The sequence below is a fragment of the Pseudomonas sp. G1002 genome (assembly GCF_013385455.1).
GTDB lineage: Bacteria > Pseudomonadota > Gammaproteobacteria > Pseudomonadales > Pseudomonadaceae > Aquipseudomonas.
Genome location: NZ_JACAPY010000038.1, coordinates 50,646 through 67,869, shown reverse-complemented (window position 1 = coordinate 67,869; position 17,224 = coordinate 50,646). Strand labels below are relative to the sequence as shown.

The 17,224-nt window shown below is 60.6% G+C and carries 13 protein-coding genes; 9 read left to right on the top strand and 4 right to left on the bottom strand.

The genetic code is table 11. The features are described from left to right. Nucleotides 1–10: 10 nt before the first annotated feature. Together HX801_RS25190 and HX801_RS25185 are read left to right on the top strand one after the other, a co-directional pair. Nucleotides 11–949, top strand: a complete 939-nt coding sequence (locus HX801_RS25190; RefSeq protein WP_003210693.1) for an aspartyl/asparaginyl beta-hydroxylase domain-containing protein — start codon at nt 11–13, stop codon at nt 947–949. A 416-nt stretch (nt 950–1,365) separates the two neighbouring features. Further along, nucleotides 1,366–2,226 (top strand): DMT family transporter, encoded by an 861-nt coding sequence (locus HX801_RS25185; RefSeq protein WP_023659095.1) that lies wholly within the window; start codon nt 1,366–1,368, stop codon nt 2,224–2,226. Between the two features lie 31 nt (nt 2,227–2,257). Here HX801_RS25185 and HX801_RS25180 read toward each other — a convergent pair whose 3' ends face one another. Beyond that, nucleotides 2,258–3,154, bottom strand: coding sequence for a DMT family transporter (locus HX801_RS25180; protein ID WP_177022940.1), 897 nt, complete (start codon nt 3,152–3,154; stop codon nt 2,258–2,260). 72 nt (nt 3,155–3,226) lie between these two features. Continuing rightward, nucleotides 3,227–4,837 (bottom strand): methyl-accepting chemotaxis protein, encoded by a 1,611-nt coding sequence (locus HX801_RS25175; protein ID WP_371316594.1) that lies wholly within the window; start codon nt 4,835–4,837, stop codon nt 3,227–3,229. Between the two features lie 426 nt (nt 4,838–5,263). On the opposite strand from HX801_RS25175, the gene aceK reads away from it, so the two are divergent. The 6 genes from aceK (at nt 5,264) to HX801_RS25145 (ending at nt 14,985) form a co-directional block, all read left to right on the top strand. Beyond that, entirely contained in the window at nt 5,264–6,985 is a 1,722-nt protein-coding gene (aceK, locus tag HX801_RS25170) for a bifunctional isocitrate dehydrogenase kinase/phosphatase (protein ID WP_177022938.1), read from the top strand. A gap of 70 nt (nt 6,986–7,055) precedes the next feature. Next, nucleotides 7,056–10,967, top strand: a complete 3,912-nt coding sequence (gene hrpA, locus HX801_RS25165) for an ATP-dependent RNA helicase HrpA (RefSeq protein ID WP_008437986.1) — start codon at nt 7,056–7,058, stop codon at nt 10,965–10,967. A gap of 354 nt (nt 10,968–11,321) precedes the next feature. Beyond that, the gene (locus HX801_RS25160) at nt 11,322–12,443 is read left to right on the top strand and encodes a beta-ketoacyl-ACP synthase III (RefSeq protein WP_003210699.1); all 1,122 of its coding nucleotides are present in this window, start codon (nt 11,322–11,324) and stop codon (nt 12,441–12,443) included. A 25-nt stretch (nt 12,444–12,468) separates the two neighbouring features. Next, a complete protein-coding gene (locus HX801_RS25155) occupies nt 12,469–13,083 on the top strand; it encodes an RNA polymerase sigma factor (protein WP_008437987.1) in 615 nt (204 codons plus the stop codon). Next, entirely contained in the window at nt 13,077–13,310 is a 234-nt protein-coding gene (locus HX801_RS25150) for an anti-sigma factor (RefSeq protein ID WP_003210701.1), read from the top strand. The genes HX801_RS25155 and HX801_RS25150 overlap by 7 nt, the downstream gene beginning before the upstream one ends. 340 nt (nt 13,311–13,650) lie before the next feature. After that, entirely contained in the window at nt 13,651–14,985 is a 1,335-nt protein-coding gene (locus HX801_RS25145; protein WP_177022937.1) for an OprO/OprP family phosphate-selective porin, read from the top strand. A gap of 34 nt (nt 14,986–15,019) precedes the next feature. On the opposite strand, the gene HX801_RS32115 is transcribed toward HX801_RS25145, so the two are convergent. Further along, nucleotides 15,020–15,175 (bottom strand): hypothetical protein, encoded by a 156-nt coding sequence (locus HX801_RS32115; protein ID WP_157222855.1) that lies wholly within the window; start codon nt 15,173–15,175, stop codon nt 15,020–15,022. Nucleotides 15,176–15,214: 39 nt separating this feature from the next. On the opposite strand from HX801_RS32115, the gene HX801_RS25135 reads away from it, so the two are divergent. Then, on the top strand, nt 15,215–16,339 hold the full coding sequence (locus HX801_RS25135; protein ID WP_177022936.1) for a GNAT family N-acetyltransferase: 1,125 nt from the start codon (nt 15,215–15,217) through the stop codon (nt 16,337–16,339). Nucleotides 16,340–16,350: 11 nt separating this feature from the next. Here the strand turns inward: HX801_RS25135 and aqpZ are convergent, their stop codons facing one another. Next, nucleotides 16,351–17,049, bottom strand: a complete 699-nt coding sequence (aqpZ, locus tag HX801_RS25130) for an aquaporin Z (RefSeq protein WP_008437990.1) — start codon at nt 17,047–17,049, stop codon at nt 16,351–16,353. Between the last annotated feature and the right edge of the window lie 175 nt (nt 17,050–17,224).

The window sequence follows — 17,224 nt, the reverse complement described above, 5'->3', positions numbered from 1 at the left end:
GAGTTGCTGCATGACCTTTTCTTTGGCCGCCAAACTGTCGGTGTTGCTGCTGTTTATCGGCAGCACGCTGTATGTGCATTTGCGTGGCAAGGCCCGTTTGCCGATGTTGCGTCAGTTCGTCAACCATTCAGCGCTGTTCGCCCCGTACAACGCCTTGATGTACATCTTCTCCGCCGTGCCGTCCAAGCCGTACCTGGACCGCAGCAAGTTCCCGGAGCTGGACGTGCTCAAGGACAACTGGGAAGTGATTCGCGAAGAGGCCATGCACCTGTTCGACGAGGGCTACATCCGCGCCGCGGAGAAGAACAACGACGCCGGTTTCGGCTCGTTCTTCAAGAAGGGCTGGAAGCGTTTCTACCTCAAGTGGTACGACAAACCGTTGCCGTCGGCTGAACTGCTGTGCCCGAAAACCGTGGCCCTGGTCAGCAGCATTCCCAACGTCAAGGGCGCGATGTTCGCCCTGTTGCCGGGTGGCAGCCACCTCAACCCGCATCGCGACCCGTTTGCCGGTTCCCTGCGTTATCACCTCGGGCTGTCCACGCCGAACTCCGACGACTGCCGTATTTTCGTCGACGGCCAGGTGTACGCCTGGCGCGACGGTGAAGATGTAATGTTCGACGAGACCTACGTGCACTGGGTGAAGAACGAAACCGAGCACACCCGGGTGATCCTGTTCTGCGACATCGAACGCCCGCTGAGCAACCGCCTGATGACCCGCATCAACCGTTGGGTCAGCGCGCAACTGGGGCGCGCCACCGCGCCGCAGAACCTGGATGACGAACGCGTTGGCGGGATCAACCAGGCGTATGCCTGGAGCAAGCGCTTCAGCGACAGCTTCAGTGGCGTGGTCAAGCAGTGGAAGCGCAAGCATCCGAAGGCTTATCGCATCCTGCGGCCAGTGCTGGCGGTGGTGGTGCTGACGGCGCTGGGGTATTGGTTGTTTGGTTAAGGCTTTTGCTGGCACGAAAAAACCGCTCCGATGAGCGGTTTTTTTATGCGCTGGATTTGTGCGGGCGAAGTTATTGCAAAGCATGTCCCCAGCTGGTTATAGTCGGCCGCAGGTGTTTCCAGACACCTTGTTCATCCCTTCATAAAAGATCAGCACATGCCAGCTTCCCTGCGCATAGCGGTAGTCGATTCAGCGGTCAACGCTGCGGTCGTGCCGTGCGGGAGCCAGCAGCCTGCGCAGATCAGTCACTACCCCCCACCTGTCAGTAGCACGCCGGTGTACGCAGTCGTATCACCGCCGGGTGTTGGCATTTCGGGCTGATCAGCTGATGGCTGTTCCCCTGTGCCCGCCTGAAAAAAACTACTGAATTTCAGCTGTTGCTGAGTTGGCTTTTTGCCTGATCACAGGTGGTATCCATGTCTGTTCTTTCGAAACAATCCGTGGCCGCGGCGGCCTCGACGAGCCTGTTTGTCTTGCTGTGGAGCAGCGGGGCGATTTTCTCCAAATGGGGCCTGGCCCACGCTTCACCCTTTGCGTTTCTGCTGATCCGTTTCGCCATCGCCCTGGCGGGGTTGGTGATACTGGTACCGATCCTCAAGCTGAAGTTGCCGCGTCCCGGCAAGCCGATGCTTTACGCGGCGGCTACCGGGCTGGTGCTGTTGGGGGCCTACCAGATTTTCTATCTGCTGGCCCTGGACCTCAAAGTCACGCCCGGCATGATGGCAACCATCATGGGCGTGCAGCCGATCCTGACCGTGGTGTTGATGGAGCGCCGGCGCTCCTGGAGCCGGATGTTCGGCCTCGCGCTGGGATTGGCGGGGTTGATCATGGTGGTGTACCAGGGCATCGGGATGTCCGGCATGTCCCTGGCAGGCATGCTTTTTGGCCTGTTGGCCCTGGCCAGCATGACCTTTGGTTCGATCATGCAGAAGCGCATCACCGATAACCCGTTGGGCACGTTGCCTGTGCAATACCTGGCCGGCTTGCTGTTGTGCTCGGTGTTTGTGCCGTTCCAGCCGTTCCACTTTGAACACAACACCGGCTTTTTCGTGCCGGTGCTGTGGATGGGGCTGGTGGTGTCATTGCTGGCGACGCTGTTGCTGTACCGGCTGATTGCCCGGGGCAACCTGGTGAATGTCACCAGCTTGTTCTATCTGGTGCCCGCGGTGACGGCGGTGATGGACTACCTGATCTTCGGCAACAAGCTGGCAATGTTGAGCTTGCTGGGGATGGGCTTGATCATCGTCGGATTGGCTTTTGTGTTCCGTAAGGGCTGATAAACCCAATGCTGTAGGAGCCAAAAAGCTCCTACAGCTTGCTGGCCAATTTCCCCGGCCGAAGCACCAGCCACAACGCCCCCGCAATCAACAACCCGCCATACAGATGCGCCATGGACAACGGCTCATCCAGCAGCAACGCGCCCCACAACACCCCGAATGGCGGAATCATGAAGGTCACGGTCATCGACTTCACCGGGCCGATGGACGTCAGCAAGCGGAAGTACAGGATGTAGGCAAACGCCGTACACACCAGCCCCAACCCCAGCAGCGACAACCATACAGGCCAGCCACCCCAGCTGACCGGTGGATGGCTGATGGCACTCCAGGCAAACAGCGGCAGCAGGAACAGCGTGGCCCCGAGCATGCTGCCCAGGGCCGCCAGGCGACTGTCCAGCCCGCCCTGTTGATCGAGCCAGCGGCGTGCCAAAAAGCCGGCAAAGCCATAGCAGGTGGTCGCCAACAGGCATGCCAGCGCACCCATCAACAATTCCATGTCGAAGGCCACCGGCCCGGCGCGGGTCAGGATGCCAACGCCGAACAGGCCCAGGCATACCCCGGCGATTTTCGACGGCGTGAGGCGCTCACTGAAGAACAACCCGCCAATCAGCACGCCCATCAGTGGCGTCGTGGCATTGAAGATCGCCGAGTAACCGGCCGGCAGCACTTGGGCCGCCACTGAATACATGGTCGCGGGAATGCCCGAGTTGATCACCCCGAGCAACAGGACCGTCTTGAACTTGCCCTGGAAATCCCAACTCACCCGCATCATGGCGAGGATCACCAGCAGGCCGGTGGCGGCAATCGACACCCGGAAAAACGCGGTAGGAAGGGTGCCGATTTCCGGCGCGATAATTCGCATGAACAAAAAACTCGCGCCCCAGATAGCGGCCAGCACCAACAGGTGCAGGGTGTCGACAGGTCTCACGGAGGAACTCCAGTTTGATAAGGGCGGAAGTGTTGCCCACCGACCTGTCTGACACAATCGCTAATACATGTTTTACAGCACGAAACGCGTCACCAAGCCATTGAGGTCCACCGCCAGCCGCGACAGTTCCTGGCTGGCCGCCGAGGTCTGGGTGGCACCGGCGGCGGTTTGCGTCGACAGGTCCCGGATGTTCACCAGGCTGCGGTCCACCTCACGAGCCACCAACGCTTGCTGCTCGGCGGCGCTGGCGATCACCAGGTTGCGCTGGCTGATCTGCGAGATCGCTGCCGTGATTTTCTCCAGTGCACTGCCGGCGCTGTTGGCCCGCTGCAAGGTCTGGCCAGCGTGTTCGGCGCTGCTGTTCAGGGCGCCGACGGTGTCCTGGGTACCTTGCTGGATACCGTTGATCATCTGCTCGATTTCTTCGGTGGAGTCCTGGGTGCGTTGTGCCAGGGAGCGCACTTCGTCAGCCACCACGGCAAAACCACGACCGGCCTCGCCCGCGCGTGCCGCCTCAATCGCTGCGTTGAGTGCCAGCAGGTTGGTTTGCCCGGCAATCCCGCGAATCACTTCAAGCACCTTGCTGATGTCCTGGGCCTGCGCCGCCAGGCCCTCGGCCTTGGTCGAGGCACCGAGGACTTCGTCCACCAGGTTCTGGATCGAGCTGATGGTTTCGCTGATCTGGTAGTGACCGTGCTTGCTGTCTTCGTCGGAGGCCTTGGAGGCTTCGGCGCTGGAAACCGCATTGCCCGCCACTTCATCGACTGCCGCGCTCATCTGCGTCACGGCGGTGGCAGCCTGTTCGATCTCGTCGTTCTGCGCTTGCAGGCCGCGGGTGCTCTGCTCCATTACCGAACTCATCTCTTCCGCCGCCGAGGCCAACTGCTGCGACGATTCGCTGATGCCACGGATGGTTTCCTGCAGGTTGGCCTGCATGGTGGCCAGCGCGGTGAGCAGTTGCGCCGGCTCATCCTTGCCCTCCACGACGATCGGCCGGCTCAGATCGCCGGAGGCGATGGTGCGGGCCACTGTCAGTGCCTGGCCAATGGGCGCGGTGATGCTGCGGGTCAGCAGCCAGGCCAGCAGTAAAGTTGCCATTAGGGCGGTGACGATGATGGTGCCGACCACCCATTGGGCGCTGGTGTACATCTGCGCCGCCGACGTTGCGGCGTCTTCCACACCTTTTTGGTTGAAGGTGATCATGTCTTCCAGGCTTTTATTGAGGACCATGCCTTGGGGTGCGAGGCGGCTGTTGAGCAGGTCCATGGCGTTTTGCTGCTGGTCCTGGTCGACCAGTTGAATCATCTGGCCGACGATCGTCATATAGCTCGCAACGTTGGCTTTCAACTGTTTGAGCAGGTCGCGTTCCTGCTCGTTGCTCAGCAGGGTTTCGTGACGGTTCAGCAGTTCTTCAAGGTCGCCACGCTGGCGGGTGATCAGGTTTTTGCTGTTGTCACGCACCCGGGACTCATCGGTGGTGAGCAAGCGCAACGCTTCCAGACGGATGCTGGCGACGTAGGCGGCGCTGTCGTGAATGTTTTCAATACTCGGCATCCACGACTCTTCGATGATCAGTGCGCTTTCCCGCAGCTTGGCCATCTGGCCTAAACCAAACAGGCCGACCACGATCAACAGGCTGGCCAAAACCCCAAAACTCAGACTGGCGCGCAGGCCGATCCCCATATTCCTCAATGACATCTCAATGCTCCTTTGGCGGTTAGAACCTGTTCCCGGATCGGTCTTCTGACCTTGTTAGGTGGGAGAGGGCGCGCTATATAGCAAAGTGCCACTAGCTAGGGTAGTCAGGGTTTCCCTTACGTTGGATCCAATGGTCGAGAAGCCACCAGTACCGGAGCAGTAGAGCAAAGACTCTTATTTACCCCGGCTCGCACAGGCAGGCCACGTCACACAAGGCCTGTAGATGAACCGTTTAATGCGGGGAGGGTGACGCGCGGGTTTTTTGTTGACCAGTTAGTCGAATTAAATAAAGAGTAAATAAATGTACGAAATGAACACTCTTGTACAAGTCTGAATGAAAAATGATCCTTCTCCTGTTCCCGCACACTGGCTAAGCTCAGCTCACTCCAAATGCCCGCAGAGGTTTCCCGAATGCCGCAGCCAACGCCCGCCCTCGACATTGCGCAGATGATCCTCGACGGCTTCGACGACTACCGCGAGCACTTCCGCCAGATCACCGACGGCGCCCGGGAGCGCTTTGAAAAGGCGCAGTGGCAGCAAGGGCAGGCGGCATCGGCTGCGCGCATCAATCTTTACGAAGAGAAGGTCAGCGAAGTCACGGCGCGGCTGCGGGCGGCTTTCGATGAAGCCGTGTTGCTCGACATTGCCGCCTGGCCGCTGGTGAAAAGTGCCTACATCAGCCTGATCGACCTGCGGTTTGACGATGAGCTGTCCGAGACCTGGTACAACTCGACGTTTTGCGGCCTGTTCAGCCATGACCTGATCAGCGATGGCTGCATGTTCATCCACACCACCCGGCCCAGCCTGCGCCGCGCCCGGGCGGCGCAAACCCGCACCTACAGGCCGGGCGGCAAGCTGGCGGGCATGCTGGAGCAGATTTTCGCCGACTACAGTTTCAGCGAACCCTACGCCGACTTGCCCGCCGACCTGCGCCGCCTGGAGGTGCAATTGCGCGAAAACCTGCCGGACTGGGTGTGCAAGGACCCGGACCTCAACGTCGAACTGTTTTCCTCGGTGCTGTACCGCAACAAAGGCGCGTACCTCGTCGGACGCATCTACACCCGCGACGAACAGTGGCCGCTGGTGATCCCGCTGCTGCACCGCGAAGGGCGCGGCATCCAGATCGACGCGCTGATCACCGACGAGGCCGATGTGTCGATCATCTTCTCGTTCACCCGCTCCTATTTCATGGTGGACGTGCCGGTGCCGGCGGAGTTTATCGGCTTCCTCAAGCGCATCCTGCCGGGCAAGCACATCGCCGAGTTGTACACCTCCATCGGCTTCTACAAACACGGCAAATCCGAATTCTACCGGGCGCTGATCAACCACCTTGCCACCACCGATGACCAGTTCATCATGGCGCCGGGCGTGCGCGGCATGGTCATGAGCGTGTTTACCCTGCCGGGCTTCAACACCGTGTTCAAGATCATCAAGGACCGGTTTTCACCGTCGAAAAACGTCAACCGCGCCACCGTGATCGAGAAGTACCGGTTGGTGAAAAGTGTCGACCGGGTAGGGCGCATGGCCGACACCCAGGAGTTCGCCGACTTCCGTTTTCCGTTGAGCAAATTCGAGCCTGAATGCCTGGCCGAACTGCTTGAAGTCGCCGCCGGTACCGTCGAAGTCGAAGGCGATACGGTACTGATCCGCCACTGCTGGACCGAGCGGCGCATGACCCCGCTGAACCTCTACCTGGAAAACGCCAACGAAGCCCAGGTGCGCGAAGCCCTGGAAGACTACGGCCTGGCGATCAAGCAACTGGCGGCGGCGAATATTTTCCCGGGCGACATGCTGCTGAAGAATTTTGGCGTCACCCGCCACGGTCGCGTGGTGTTCTACGACTATGACGAAATCTGTTTCCTGACCGAGGCCAACTTCCGCCACATCCCGGCGCCGCGTACCCCGGAAGATGAAATGGCCTCCGAGCCCTGGTATTCCATCGGTCCGCTGGACGTGTTCCCCGAGGAGTTCCCGCCATTCCTGTTTGCTGATTCCGGCCAGCGCCGCCTGTTCGACGAACTGCACGGCGAGTTGTACAACGCCGACTACTGGAAAGGCCTGCAAGAGGCGATTCGCGCCGGCAAGGTAATCGATGTGTTTCCTTACCGGCGCAAGGGCCTGGACAATGAATGAGGGGAGCGCGCGGCGGCGCTTTTCTGCGACAATCCGCCCCCTGCCTACATAGACGACCTTTGCGTACCTGATGACTGACCAAGCGCCCGCTATCGACCAACTGCTGAAAAACCTCGATCACGCCATGCTCGCCGACCGCCACCGCCTGCGGCGGCAGCTGCTTGAGCTGCGCAAGAAACCCGATGAGGAAAAACTTGCGCAGTGGGTGACGCGGATGCAGGCCTCCTGCGCCCAGGTGACGGCGCGGCGCGCCAGCCTGCCGGTGATTCGCTATGACGACAGCCTGCCGATCGCCGCCAAGCGTGACGAGATCAAGGAAGCGTTGCTCAAGCATCAGGTGCTGATCATTGCCGGTGAGACCGGTTCGGGTAAAACCACCCAGTTGCCGAAAATCTGCCTGGAAATCGGCCGCGGCCAATACGGCCTGATCGGCCACACCCAGCCGCGGCGGATTGCGGCGCGCAGCGTGGCGAGCCGGGTCGCGGAAGAGTTGGCAACGCCGCTGGGTTCCCTGGTGGGTTATCAGGTGCGGTTTGAAGACCAGAGTGATTCCAACACCCTGATCAAGCTGATGACCGACGGCATCCTGCTGGCCGAAACCCAGAACGACCGCTATCTCGAACGCTACGACACGATCATCGTCGACGAAGCCCACGAACGCAGCCTGAACATCGACTTCCTGCTGGGTTATCTGAAAACCCTGCTGCCGCGTCGCCCGGATCTCAAGGTCATCATCACCTCGGCCACCATCGACCTGGAGCGCTTTTCCAAGCACTTCGACGATGCGCCGATTGTCGAGGTGTCGGGCCGCACTTTCCCGGTGGAAACCTGGTACCGCCCGCTGACCCTGGAGCAGGACGAGGAGGGCAACCGCGTCGAGGACGACCTGACCGTCGACCAGGCGATTCTCGCCACTCTCGATGAGATCGCCGCCTTCGAGCGCAGCGAGCGCAAGAGCCCCGGCGATGTGCTGGTGTTCCTGCCCGGCGAGCGCGAGATTCGCGACGCTGCCGACATGCTGCGCAAGGCCCAGCTCAAGCACACTGAAATCCTGCCGCTGTATGCGCGCCTGTCACCGGCGGAGCAGCAGCGGATTTTCCAGTCGCACCCGGGCCGGCGTGTGGTGCTGGCGACCAACGTCGCGGAAACCTCGCTGACCGTGCCAGGCATTCGTTATGTGATCGACAGTGGCACCGCGCGCATCAGCCGCTACAGCTACCGGGCCAAGGTGCAGCGACTGCCGATCGAGGCGATTTCCCAGGCCAGTGCCAACCAGCGTAAAGGCCGGTGTGGGCGGGTCGAACCCGGTATCTGCGTGCGCTTGTACAGCGAAGAGGATTTTATCGGGCGCCCGGAATTTACCGACCCCGAGATTCTTCGCACAAACCTCGCGGCCGTAATCCTGCAGATGCTGCACCTGCGCCTGGGCGAGATCACCGATTTCCCGTTTATCGAGCCGCCGGACGGCAAGGCCATCAGCGACGGTTTCAACCTGCTGCAAGAGTTGTCCGCCGTTGACCGCAACAGCCAGCTGACACCGATGGGCCGCCAGTTGGCGCGTCTGCCGGTGGACCCACGCATGGGCCGCATGTTGCTGGAGGCGGCCAAGCTTGGCAGCCTGCAGGAAGTGCTGATCGTCGCCAGCGCCATGTCGATCCAGGACCCGCGCGAGCGTCCGCCGGAGCGCCAGCAAGCCGCCGACCAGGCTCACGCACAATGGAAGGACGCGGATTCGGACTTCGCCGGGTTGGTGAACCTGTGGCGTGGTTTTGAAGAGCAGCGCCAGGAATTGACCGCCAGCCCGCTGCGCAATTGGTGCCGCAAGAATTTCCTGAACTACCTGCGCCTGCGGGAGTGGCGTGACTCCCACCGCCAGTTGAGCCTGATCTGTCGCGACATGCAGTTGACCGTCAACAAAGAACCGGCGGACTTCCCCAAACTGCACAAGGCGGTGCTGTCCGGCCTGCTCAGCCAGATTGGCCAGAAGACCGAAGAGGGCGATTACCTCGGCGCGCGTCAGCGGCGTTTCTGGATTCACCCGTCGTCGGGTATTGGCAAGAAGCGTCCGCAATGGCTGATGACCGCCGAGCTGGTGGAAACCACCAAGCTGTACGCGCGGATGGTGGCCAAGATCGACGCCGACTGGATCGAGCCGTTGGCCGGGCACCTGATCAAGAAAAACCACTTCGAACCCCATTGGGAAAAGAAGCGCGGCCAAGTGGTGGCGTTTGAGCAGATCACCCTGTTCGGGTTGATCATCGTCGGGCGCCGGCCGGTGCATTACGGGCCGATTGATCCGGTGACGTCTCGCGAGCTGTTTATCCGCGAAGGCCTGGTGCGCGGCGAGATCCAGTCCCGGGCCCGCTGCCTGACGGCCAACCAGCAATTGCTGGAGCAGCTTGACGAACTGGAAGCCAAGGCCCGCCGGCGCGATATCCTGGCGGACGAGGAAACGCTGTACGCCTTCTACGATGCGCGCCTGCCCGCCGAGATCCACCAGACTGCGACCTTCGACAGTTGGTACAAGGTCAACAGCCAGAAAGACCCGCAGCTGTTGATCATGCGCGAAGAAGACGTGCTGGCCCGCGAGGCCAGCGAAGTCACCGCTGCCCATTACCCCGACACCTTGCACCTGGGCGACCTGGCGCTGGCCTTGAGTTATCACTTCGAACCCAACCATCCACGGGACGGTGTGACCCTGCGCGTACCGGCGCCGTTGTTGCCGGCCTTGCCGCCCGAGCGCCTGGAATGGCTGGTGCCGGGTGTGATCGAGGCCAAGTGCATTGCCCTGGTGCGCAACTTGCCCAAGGCCCTGCGCAAGAACTTCGTGCCGGTGCCGGATTTCGTCAAGGCGGCGTTGCAACGTATCGAGTTCGGCCAAGGCTCGTTGCCTCAGGCCTTGGGGCGCGAGCTGCTGCGCATGACCGGGGCACGGGTCAGCGATGAAGCCTGGGCCGAGGCTGCGCAGCAGGTGGAGAGCCACCTGAAGATGAACCTGGAAGTGGTCGACGGCCAGGGCAAGTTCCTCGGTGAAGGCCGCGACCTGGCCGAGTTGACCGCGCGTTTCGCCGAGGCCAGCCAAGCTGCGTTGGCGGTGCCGCAGACTGCGAAGAGCCAGCAGCCGGTGGAGGCCAAGGTGTTCGCGGCGGTGGCCGAGAAAACCCAGCAAAACATCGCCGGGCTGTCGATGACGGTGTATCCGGCCTTGGTCGAAGAAAACGGCACGGTCAAGGAAGGGCGTTTCTCTACCGCTGCCGAGGCTGAGTTCCAGCACCGTCGAGCCTTGCAGCGCCTGCTGCTGCAACAACTGGCCGAGCCGGCAAAGTTCCTGCGGGGCAAATTGCCGGGCCTGACCGAGTTGGGGTTGATGTACCGCGAATTGGGGCGTATCGAAGCCCTGGTGGAAGACATTCTGTTGGCCAGCCTCGACAGTTGCGTGCTGGAAGGCGAAGCCAGCCTGCCGCGGGACGGCGCCGGCCTGGCCGCCCTGGCCGAGCGCAAGCGTGGCAGTTGGACCGAGCACGCCGAGCGCCAGGCGCGCCTGACCCTCGAAATTTTGAAACTGTGGCATGGCCTGCAAAAACGCTTCAAGGGCAAGATTGACCTGGCCCAGGCGGTGGCGCTGAATGATATCAAGCAGCAACTGAGCAATCTGGTGTACCCCGGTTTCGTACGGGAAACCCCGGCGCAATGGTTCAAGGAACTGCCGCGCTTCCTCAAGGCCATCGAGCTGCGCCTGGAGAAATTGCCAAGCCAAGTGCAGAAGGACCGGGTCTGGAGTACTGAGTTGGGCGGTTTGTGGAGCCAGTATCAGAACCGCCTGAACAAACACGCCCAGGAAGGCAAGCGCGACCCTCAGCTGGAGCTGTATCGCTGGTGGCTGGAGGAATACCGGGTATCGCTGTTTGCCCAGCAGTTGGGCACCAAGGTACCGATTTCCGACAAGCGCCTGAGCAAGCAATGGAGCCTGGTCGAAGCGTGACCGACGTGCGGCAAGCAACTGTGGCGAGCGAGCTTGCTCGCGCTGGGCTGCGAAGCAGCCCCATAAGGTCTCTCTGAAACACCCGGGGCACTTTATTGGGCCGCTTCGCGACCCAGCGCGAGCAAGCTCGCTCGCCACAGGGAAGGTGTTTGCGCGGGATAGGCGCCAAGTGTCCGATGTTGTGGCAAACTTCGCGGTTATAAATGCCGGGATCGTCGAGTTAGGCTGGTGCAGCCGTGGCGCGATGGAATAAAGCGTTACCAGTTTGAAGGCCGCTGGGCGGCATAAAACTACTTACGGTTTGGTACGACGGTACCAATACCCTTCTGCCTGAACAGATTTAGAGGAACGACCGTGCATAACGTCGTCATCAGCGGCACAGGCCTGTACACCCCGGCCAACAGCATCTCCAACGAAGAGCTGGTGCAGTCTTTCAATGCTTACGTGCAACAGTTCAACCTGGATAACGCCGCCGCCATTGAACGCGGTGACGTGGAGGCCCTGACCGAATCCAGCGCCGCCTTTATCGAGAAGGCCTCGGGCATCAAGAGCCGCTTTGTCATGGACAAGGCCGGCATTCTCGACCCGCAACGCATGGCGCCACGCCTGCCCGAGCGCTCCAACGACGAATGGTCGATCCTCTGCCAGATGGCCGTCAGTGCTGCCGAGCAAGCCTTGCAGCGCGCCGGCAAGACCGCCGCCGATATCGACGGTGTGATCGTCGCCTGTTCCAACCTGCAGCGGGCGTACCCGGCGATTGCCATCGAAGTCCAGGAAGCGCTGGGTATCCAGGGTTTTGGCTTTGACATGAACGTGGCGTGTTCCTCGGCGACCTTCGGTATCCAGAACGCCGCCAACAGCATCCAGCTGGGCCAGGCGCGGGCGATCCTGATGGTCAACCCGGAGATCTGCACCGGCCACCTGAATTTCCGCGACCGCGACAGCCATTTCATCTTTGGCGATGCGGCCACCGCCGTGATCCTGGAGCGGGCCGACCTGGCCACTTCCGAGCATCAGTTCGACGTGGTGAGCACCAAGTTGCTGACCAAGTTCTCCAACAACATCCGCAATAACTTCGGCTTCCTCAACCGCGCGGCGGAAGAGGGGATTGGTGCCCCGGACAAGCTGTTCGTGCAGGAAGGCCGCAAAGTCTTCCGTGATGTCTGCCCGATGGTCGCCGAGTTGATCGGCAAGCACCTGTCGGAAAACCAGCTGAATGTCGGCGATGTGAAGCGTTTCTGGCTGCACCAGGCCAACCTCAGCATGAACCACCTGATCGTCAAGAAACTGCTGGGCCGCGAGGCTTCTGTGGAAGAGGCGCCGGTGATCCTCGATACTTACGCCAACACCAGTTCGGCGGGTTCGGTGATTGCGTTCCACACCTACCAGGACGACTTGCCCAAGGGCGCTGTGGCTGTGCTTAGCTCGTTTGGCGCAGGGTATTCGATTGGTAGCGTGATCCTGCGCAAACGCTGATCATGTTTTGAAATCGAGGTCTTGAATGGCAGCAGCGGACGACGCGCACCTGCTTGAACGATTGCTCAAGGGTGAGCAGCGGGCCTACAAGGAGTTGGTCACCACCTACCAGAGCGCGATGCGTGCCGTGGCCTATGCCATCGTTGGCCAGCGCCATGCCGATGAGGTGGTGCAGGACGCCTGGCTGTCGGTGGTGCGTAACCTGGCGAAGTTCGAGGGGCGTTCCAGCCTCAAGACCTGGCTGCTGACCATCACTGCCAACTCGGCAAAGGGCCGCTACAAGCAAAACCGCCGGGAAGTACTGCTCGATGACTTGCCGGCGCCCCATGGCACCATCGGTGATGATCGCTTTGTGCCCGACGATGGCCACTGGGCGGTCGCGCCGTTTGCCTGGCATCAGGACACGCCCGAAGCGCTGCTTACCGAAGACGAACTGCGTAATTGCCTGGAGCACACGCTGGCCAGTCTTTCCGAACTGCAAAGCAGCGTACTGCTGCTGCGTGAGCGCCAGGGGCTGGAGTTGGAGGAGATTTGTAATCTTCTGACGCTATCGCTCTCCAATGTTCGTGTGCTGTTGCATCGAGCACGGCTTAAAGTCTTCGCCACGGTGGAGCATTTTGAGGAAACCGGCGAATGTTGACCTGTAAGGAACAAGTGGCACGTTCCAGTGACTATCTCGATGGGCAACTGACCTTTCGCGAGCGCCTGCTGGTGCGCCATCACCTGATGTTCTGCCCCAACTGCCGGCGCTTTATCCGGCAGATGCGCTTGATGCAGGCGACGCTGAAGATCCTGCCCGAGCCGCCTATCGCCGATGTTGATGCGTTGGCCGAACGCCTGGCCGCCGAGCGCTCCCGCGACCAATAATATCCATCACTTTTCACACTTAAACGAAGCCCGCATCGATAAAAGATGCGGGCTTTTTTTTTGCTCAAAAAACAACCAGGATGAAAAATATTTCATTTTTATCAGGTGTTTTTACATTTTGTATCATCTGCCAGTTTTACCAGTTTTCAGGGCTGGAGCCTTGATTTCCGTAGGCTCTGGCTTATTTCGAATGGCTATTAAAAAGTTCCCGAGTAACAAAATCTTTATGTTCCGGCAACCCAGCTGAAATATCCCCTCGCCAAGATCGCCCCCCAACACCAGCGGCTCTAAACCGCGTGTTTTACCAATGCACAAGACCATCAATTAGGGGAATTCTTCGATGATCCGCAAGCACTTCGCCGGTTTCGCGGCCAGCGCCTTGGCCCTGGCCGTCACCGCCCAGGCTTTCGCCGGTACTGTCACTACTGACGGTGCCGATATCGTTGTCAAAACCAAGGGCGGCCTTGAGGTTGCAACCACCGACCAGAATTTCAGCTTCAAGCTGGGTGGTCGTTTGCAGGCCGATTACGGCACGTTTGATGGCTTTTACACCAAGAATGGCAACTCGGCTGACGCCACATACTTCCGACGTGCCTACCTCGAATTGGGCGGCACGGTGTACAAGGACTGGAAATACCAGATCAACTACGACTTTTCCCACAACTCCGGCAATGCCGATGATGGCTACTTCGACGAAGCGTCCTTCTCGTACGTAGGCTTCAAGCCAGTGGTGATCCGCGCGGGTCGTTTCGACCAGGACTTCGGCCTGGAAAAAGCCACCAGTTCCAAATGGGTGACCGCCATCGAGCGTAACCTCGGTTATGAAGTCGCCGACTGGATCAACTCCCACGAGAACGGCGTGGGCCTGCAGGTCAGCGCCGTGGTGGCTGACATGGCCTACCTGTCCTCCAGCGTGTCGTCCAAGGACATCAACGACAAGGACGGCAAAGGCGTGAAGCAGTTCAACGGCCGTGCCGTGTTTGCGCCGATGCACGACAGCGGCAACGTCTTGCACCTGGGTGTGGACGTGGCGGTGCGTGACCTGAAGGACACCTCGTTCGACTCGCGGATCCGTCCTCGCCTGGACGCTCGTGGCGTTGCCACCAACGGCGGTAACGATGCCGGGGCCAACGGCAACCGTGCGACCTTCGGCGGCGGTGTAGGGCTGGACTCCGGCAACCTGACCGCGAACGACGCCTACGACACCGACACGGTGTTCGGCGGCGAATTTGCCTTCGCCCGCGGTCCGCTGTCCCTGCAGGCCGAATACCTGAACCGCAAGATGAAGGCCGACAGCAGCGCTTATCAGGACGTGAAGGCCACGGGGTTCTACGGCCAGGTGGCCTACACGCTGACCGGCGAGTCCCGGGTCTACAAACTCGACGGCGCCAAGTTCGACACCATCAAGCCGCAGAACAAGCAGTTCGGTGCGTGGGAAGTGTTCTACCGCTACGACAACATCAGCGTTGACGACAAAAACGTAGTGCGTAACAGCGCGACCCGTGAAGTGGGTGACGCCAAGGCAAGCCTGAACACCATCGGTGTCAACTGGTACGCCAACGAAGCGGTGAAGGTGTCTGCCAACTACCTCAAGGTCAGCACTGACAAGATCCAGAACGCCAATGGCGACGACAGCGGCGACGCCATCGTGGCCCGCGTGCAATACGTGTTCTAGGCAACCTGTAATACCGCTCCAAAGCGCTCTTTCCTCATCCGTCAAAGCGCTCCTCATTTGGTTTGCCCCGCCGTTTGGCGGGGCTTTTTTTTGCGCCGTGTCCTGTAGGCGCGAGCTTGCTCGCGAAGAACCCGAGATCACCGCGTTCTGTCAGAATGGTCGCGTTGTCGTTAACGATCATCGCGAGCACGCTCGCTCCTACACAAAGCCGTGACCGTCGGGGAATGGGATGCCGTTACAACGTTTGAATAACCTGTCCGAGATTGCGCCCGATGAATGGAACGCGTTGGTCCCCGTCGATCAGCCGTTTCTGCGCCATGCGTTCCTCAGTGCCCTGGAAGACAGCGCCAGCATCGGCCCGCACTCCGGCTGGCAGCCCGAGCATTTGCTGCATTATGAAGGTGGACGGCTGATTGCCGCGTTGCCCAGCTATCGCAAATGGCATTCCTATGGCGAGTACGTGTTCGACCACGGTTGGGCCGATGCTTGCGAGCGGGCGGGCATCGACTACTACCCGAAATTGCTGACGGCCGTGCCCTTCAGCCCGGTCAGCGGCCCGCGCCTGTTGGCCGCCAGCGCCGAGGACGGTTTCGAATTGCTTAAAAGCCTGCCCGGTTACCTGGAAATCGAAGGCCTTTCCAGCGCCCATATCAACTTTACCGACGCCCTCGCAGACACCGCACTGGCCCGGCAGCCGGGCTGGCTGCAACGCCTGGGCTGCCAGTTTCATTGGCAAAACCGCGGCTACCGCGACTTCCAGGACTTTCTCGACGCCCTGAGTTCGCGCAAGCGTAAACAGATGCGCAAGGAGCGCGAGCAAGTGGCGGGGCAGGGCATCGATTTCGAGTGGCTGCAAGGCCATGAGTTGAGCGAGGCACAGTGGGATTTTGTCTACGCCTGTTACGCCAATACCTACGCCATACGCCGACAATCGCCCTACCTGTCCCGGAATTTTTTCAGCCTGCTGGCCGAGCGCATGCCCGAGGCGATTCGCGTGGTGCTGGCCAAGCAAGGTTCACGGCCGGTGGCCATGGCCTTCAGCCTGATCGGCGGCGACAGCTTTTATGGGCGTTACTGGGGCTGCCTGGCCGAGTTCGACCGGCTGCATTTCGAGACTTGCTTCTACCAAGGCATGGATTACGCGATTGCCCATGGCCTGCAGCGTTTCGACGCCGGCGCCCAGGGCGAGCACAAGTTGATTCGCGGGTTTGAGCCGGTGATCACGCACTCCTGGCATTACCTGCGACACCCGGGATTGAAGACCGCCGTGGCGGATTTCCTGGAGCGCGAAAGCGTGGGGATCCTGGCATATGCCGAGGAGGCGAGGGCAGCCCTGCCTTATCGGCAGGGCTGAACCTGTCTGGCTCAGGCGGTTTTTTCCGCGCCCAGCCATCGATAGGTAATGCCGCCGACCACTGCACCGAGGATCGGCGCCAGCCAGAACATCCACAACTGCTGGAGCGCCCAACCGCCGACAATCAGCGCCGGGCCGGTACTGCGGGCCGGGTTGACCGAGGTGTTGGTGACCGGGATCGAGATCAGGTGGATCAGCGTCAGCGCCAGGCCAATGGCAATGGGCGCGAAGCCCGTCGGCACACGGCGGTCGGTGGCGCCGAGGATGATCAACACGAACATCGCCGTCATCACCAGCTCGCACACAAACCCCGCTGCCATCGAATAACCACCAGGTGAGTGCTCGCCGTAGCCGTTGCTGGCCAGGCCCGAAGCCAGTTCGAACCCCGGCTTGCCGCTGGCTATGAAGTACAACAATGCAGCGGCAACGACGCCGCCGATTACCTGGGACACGATGTACGCCGGTAACTCCCTGGCCGGAAATCTTCCGCCCACTACCAGCCCCACCGACACTGCAGGGTTCAGGTGACAACCGCTGATGTGCCCGATGGCAAATGCCATGGTCAGCACCGTGAGCCCGAACGCCAGGGCCACACCGAGCACACCGATCCCGACTGGGGACGATGCGGCCAGTACCGCACTGCCGCAGCCACCCAACACCAGCCAAAACGTACCCAGTCCTTCCGTAACGGAACGTTTGAACAGTGACATGAACACATCCTTAATAGATTGCTCTATCTGATTAACGGGTCTGTGATGCATCCCTGCTGCCTTAAATCAGGGCCCTCCTGGGGCCTGATTGGAGTACAGCAGGATTGTGTCGCAAGACCAGCGGGATAGAGAAAACTGTCAGAATTGTTCGGAATTGAGGTTGCAGTTAACCAAC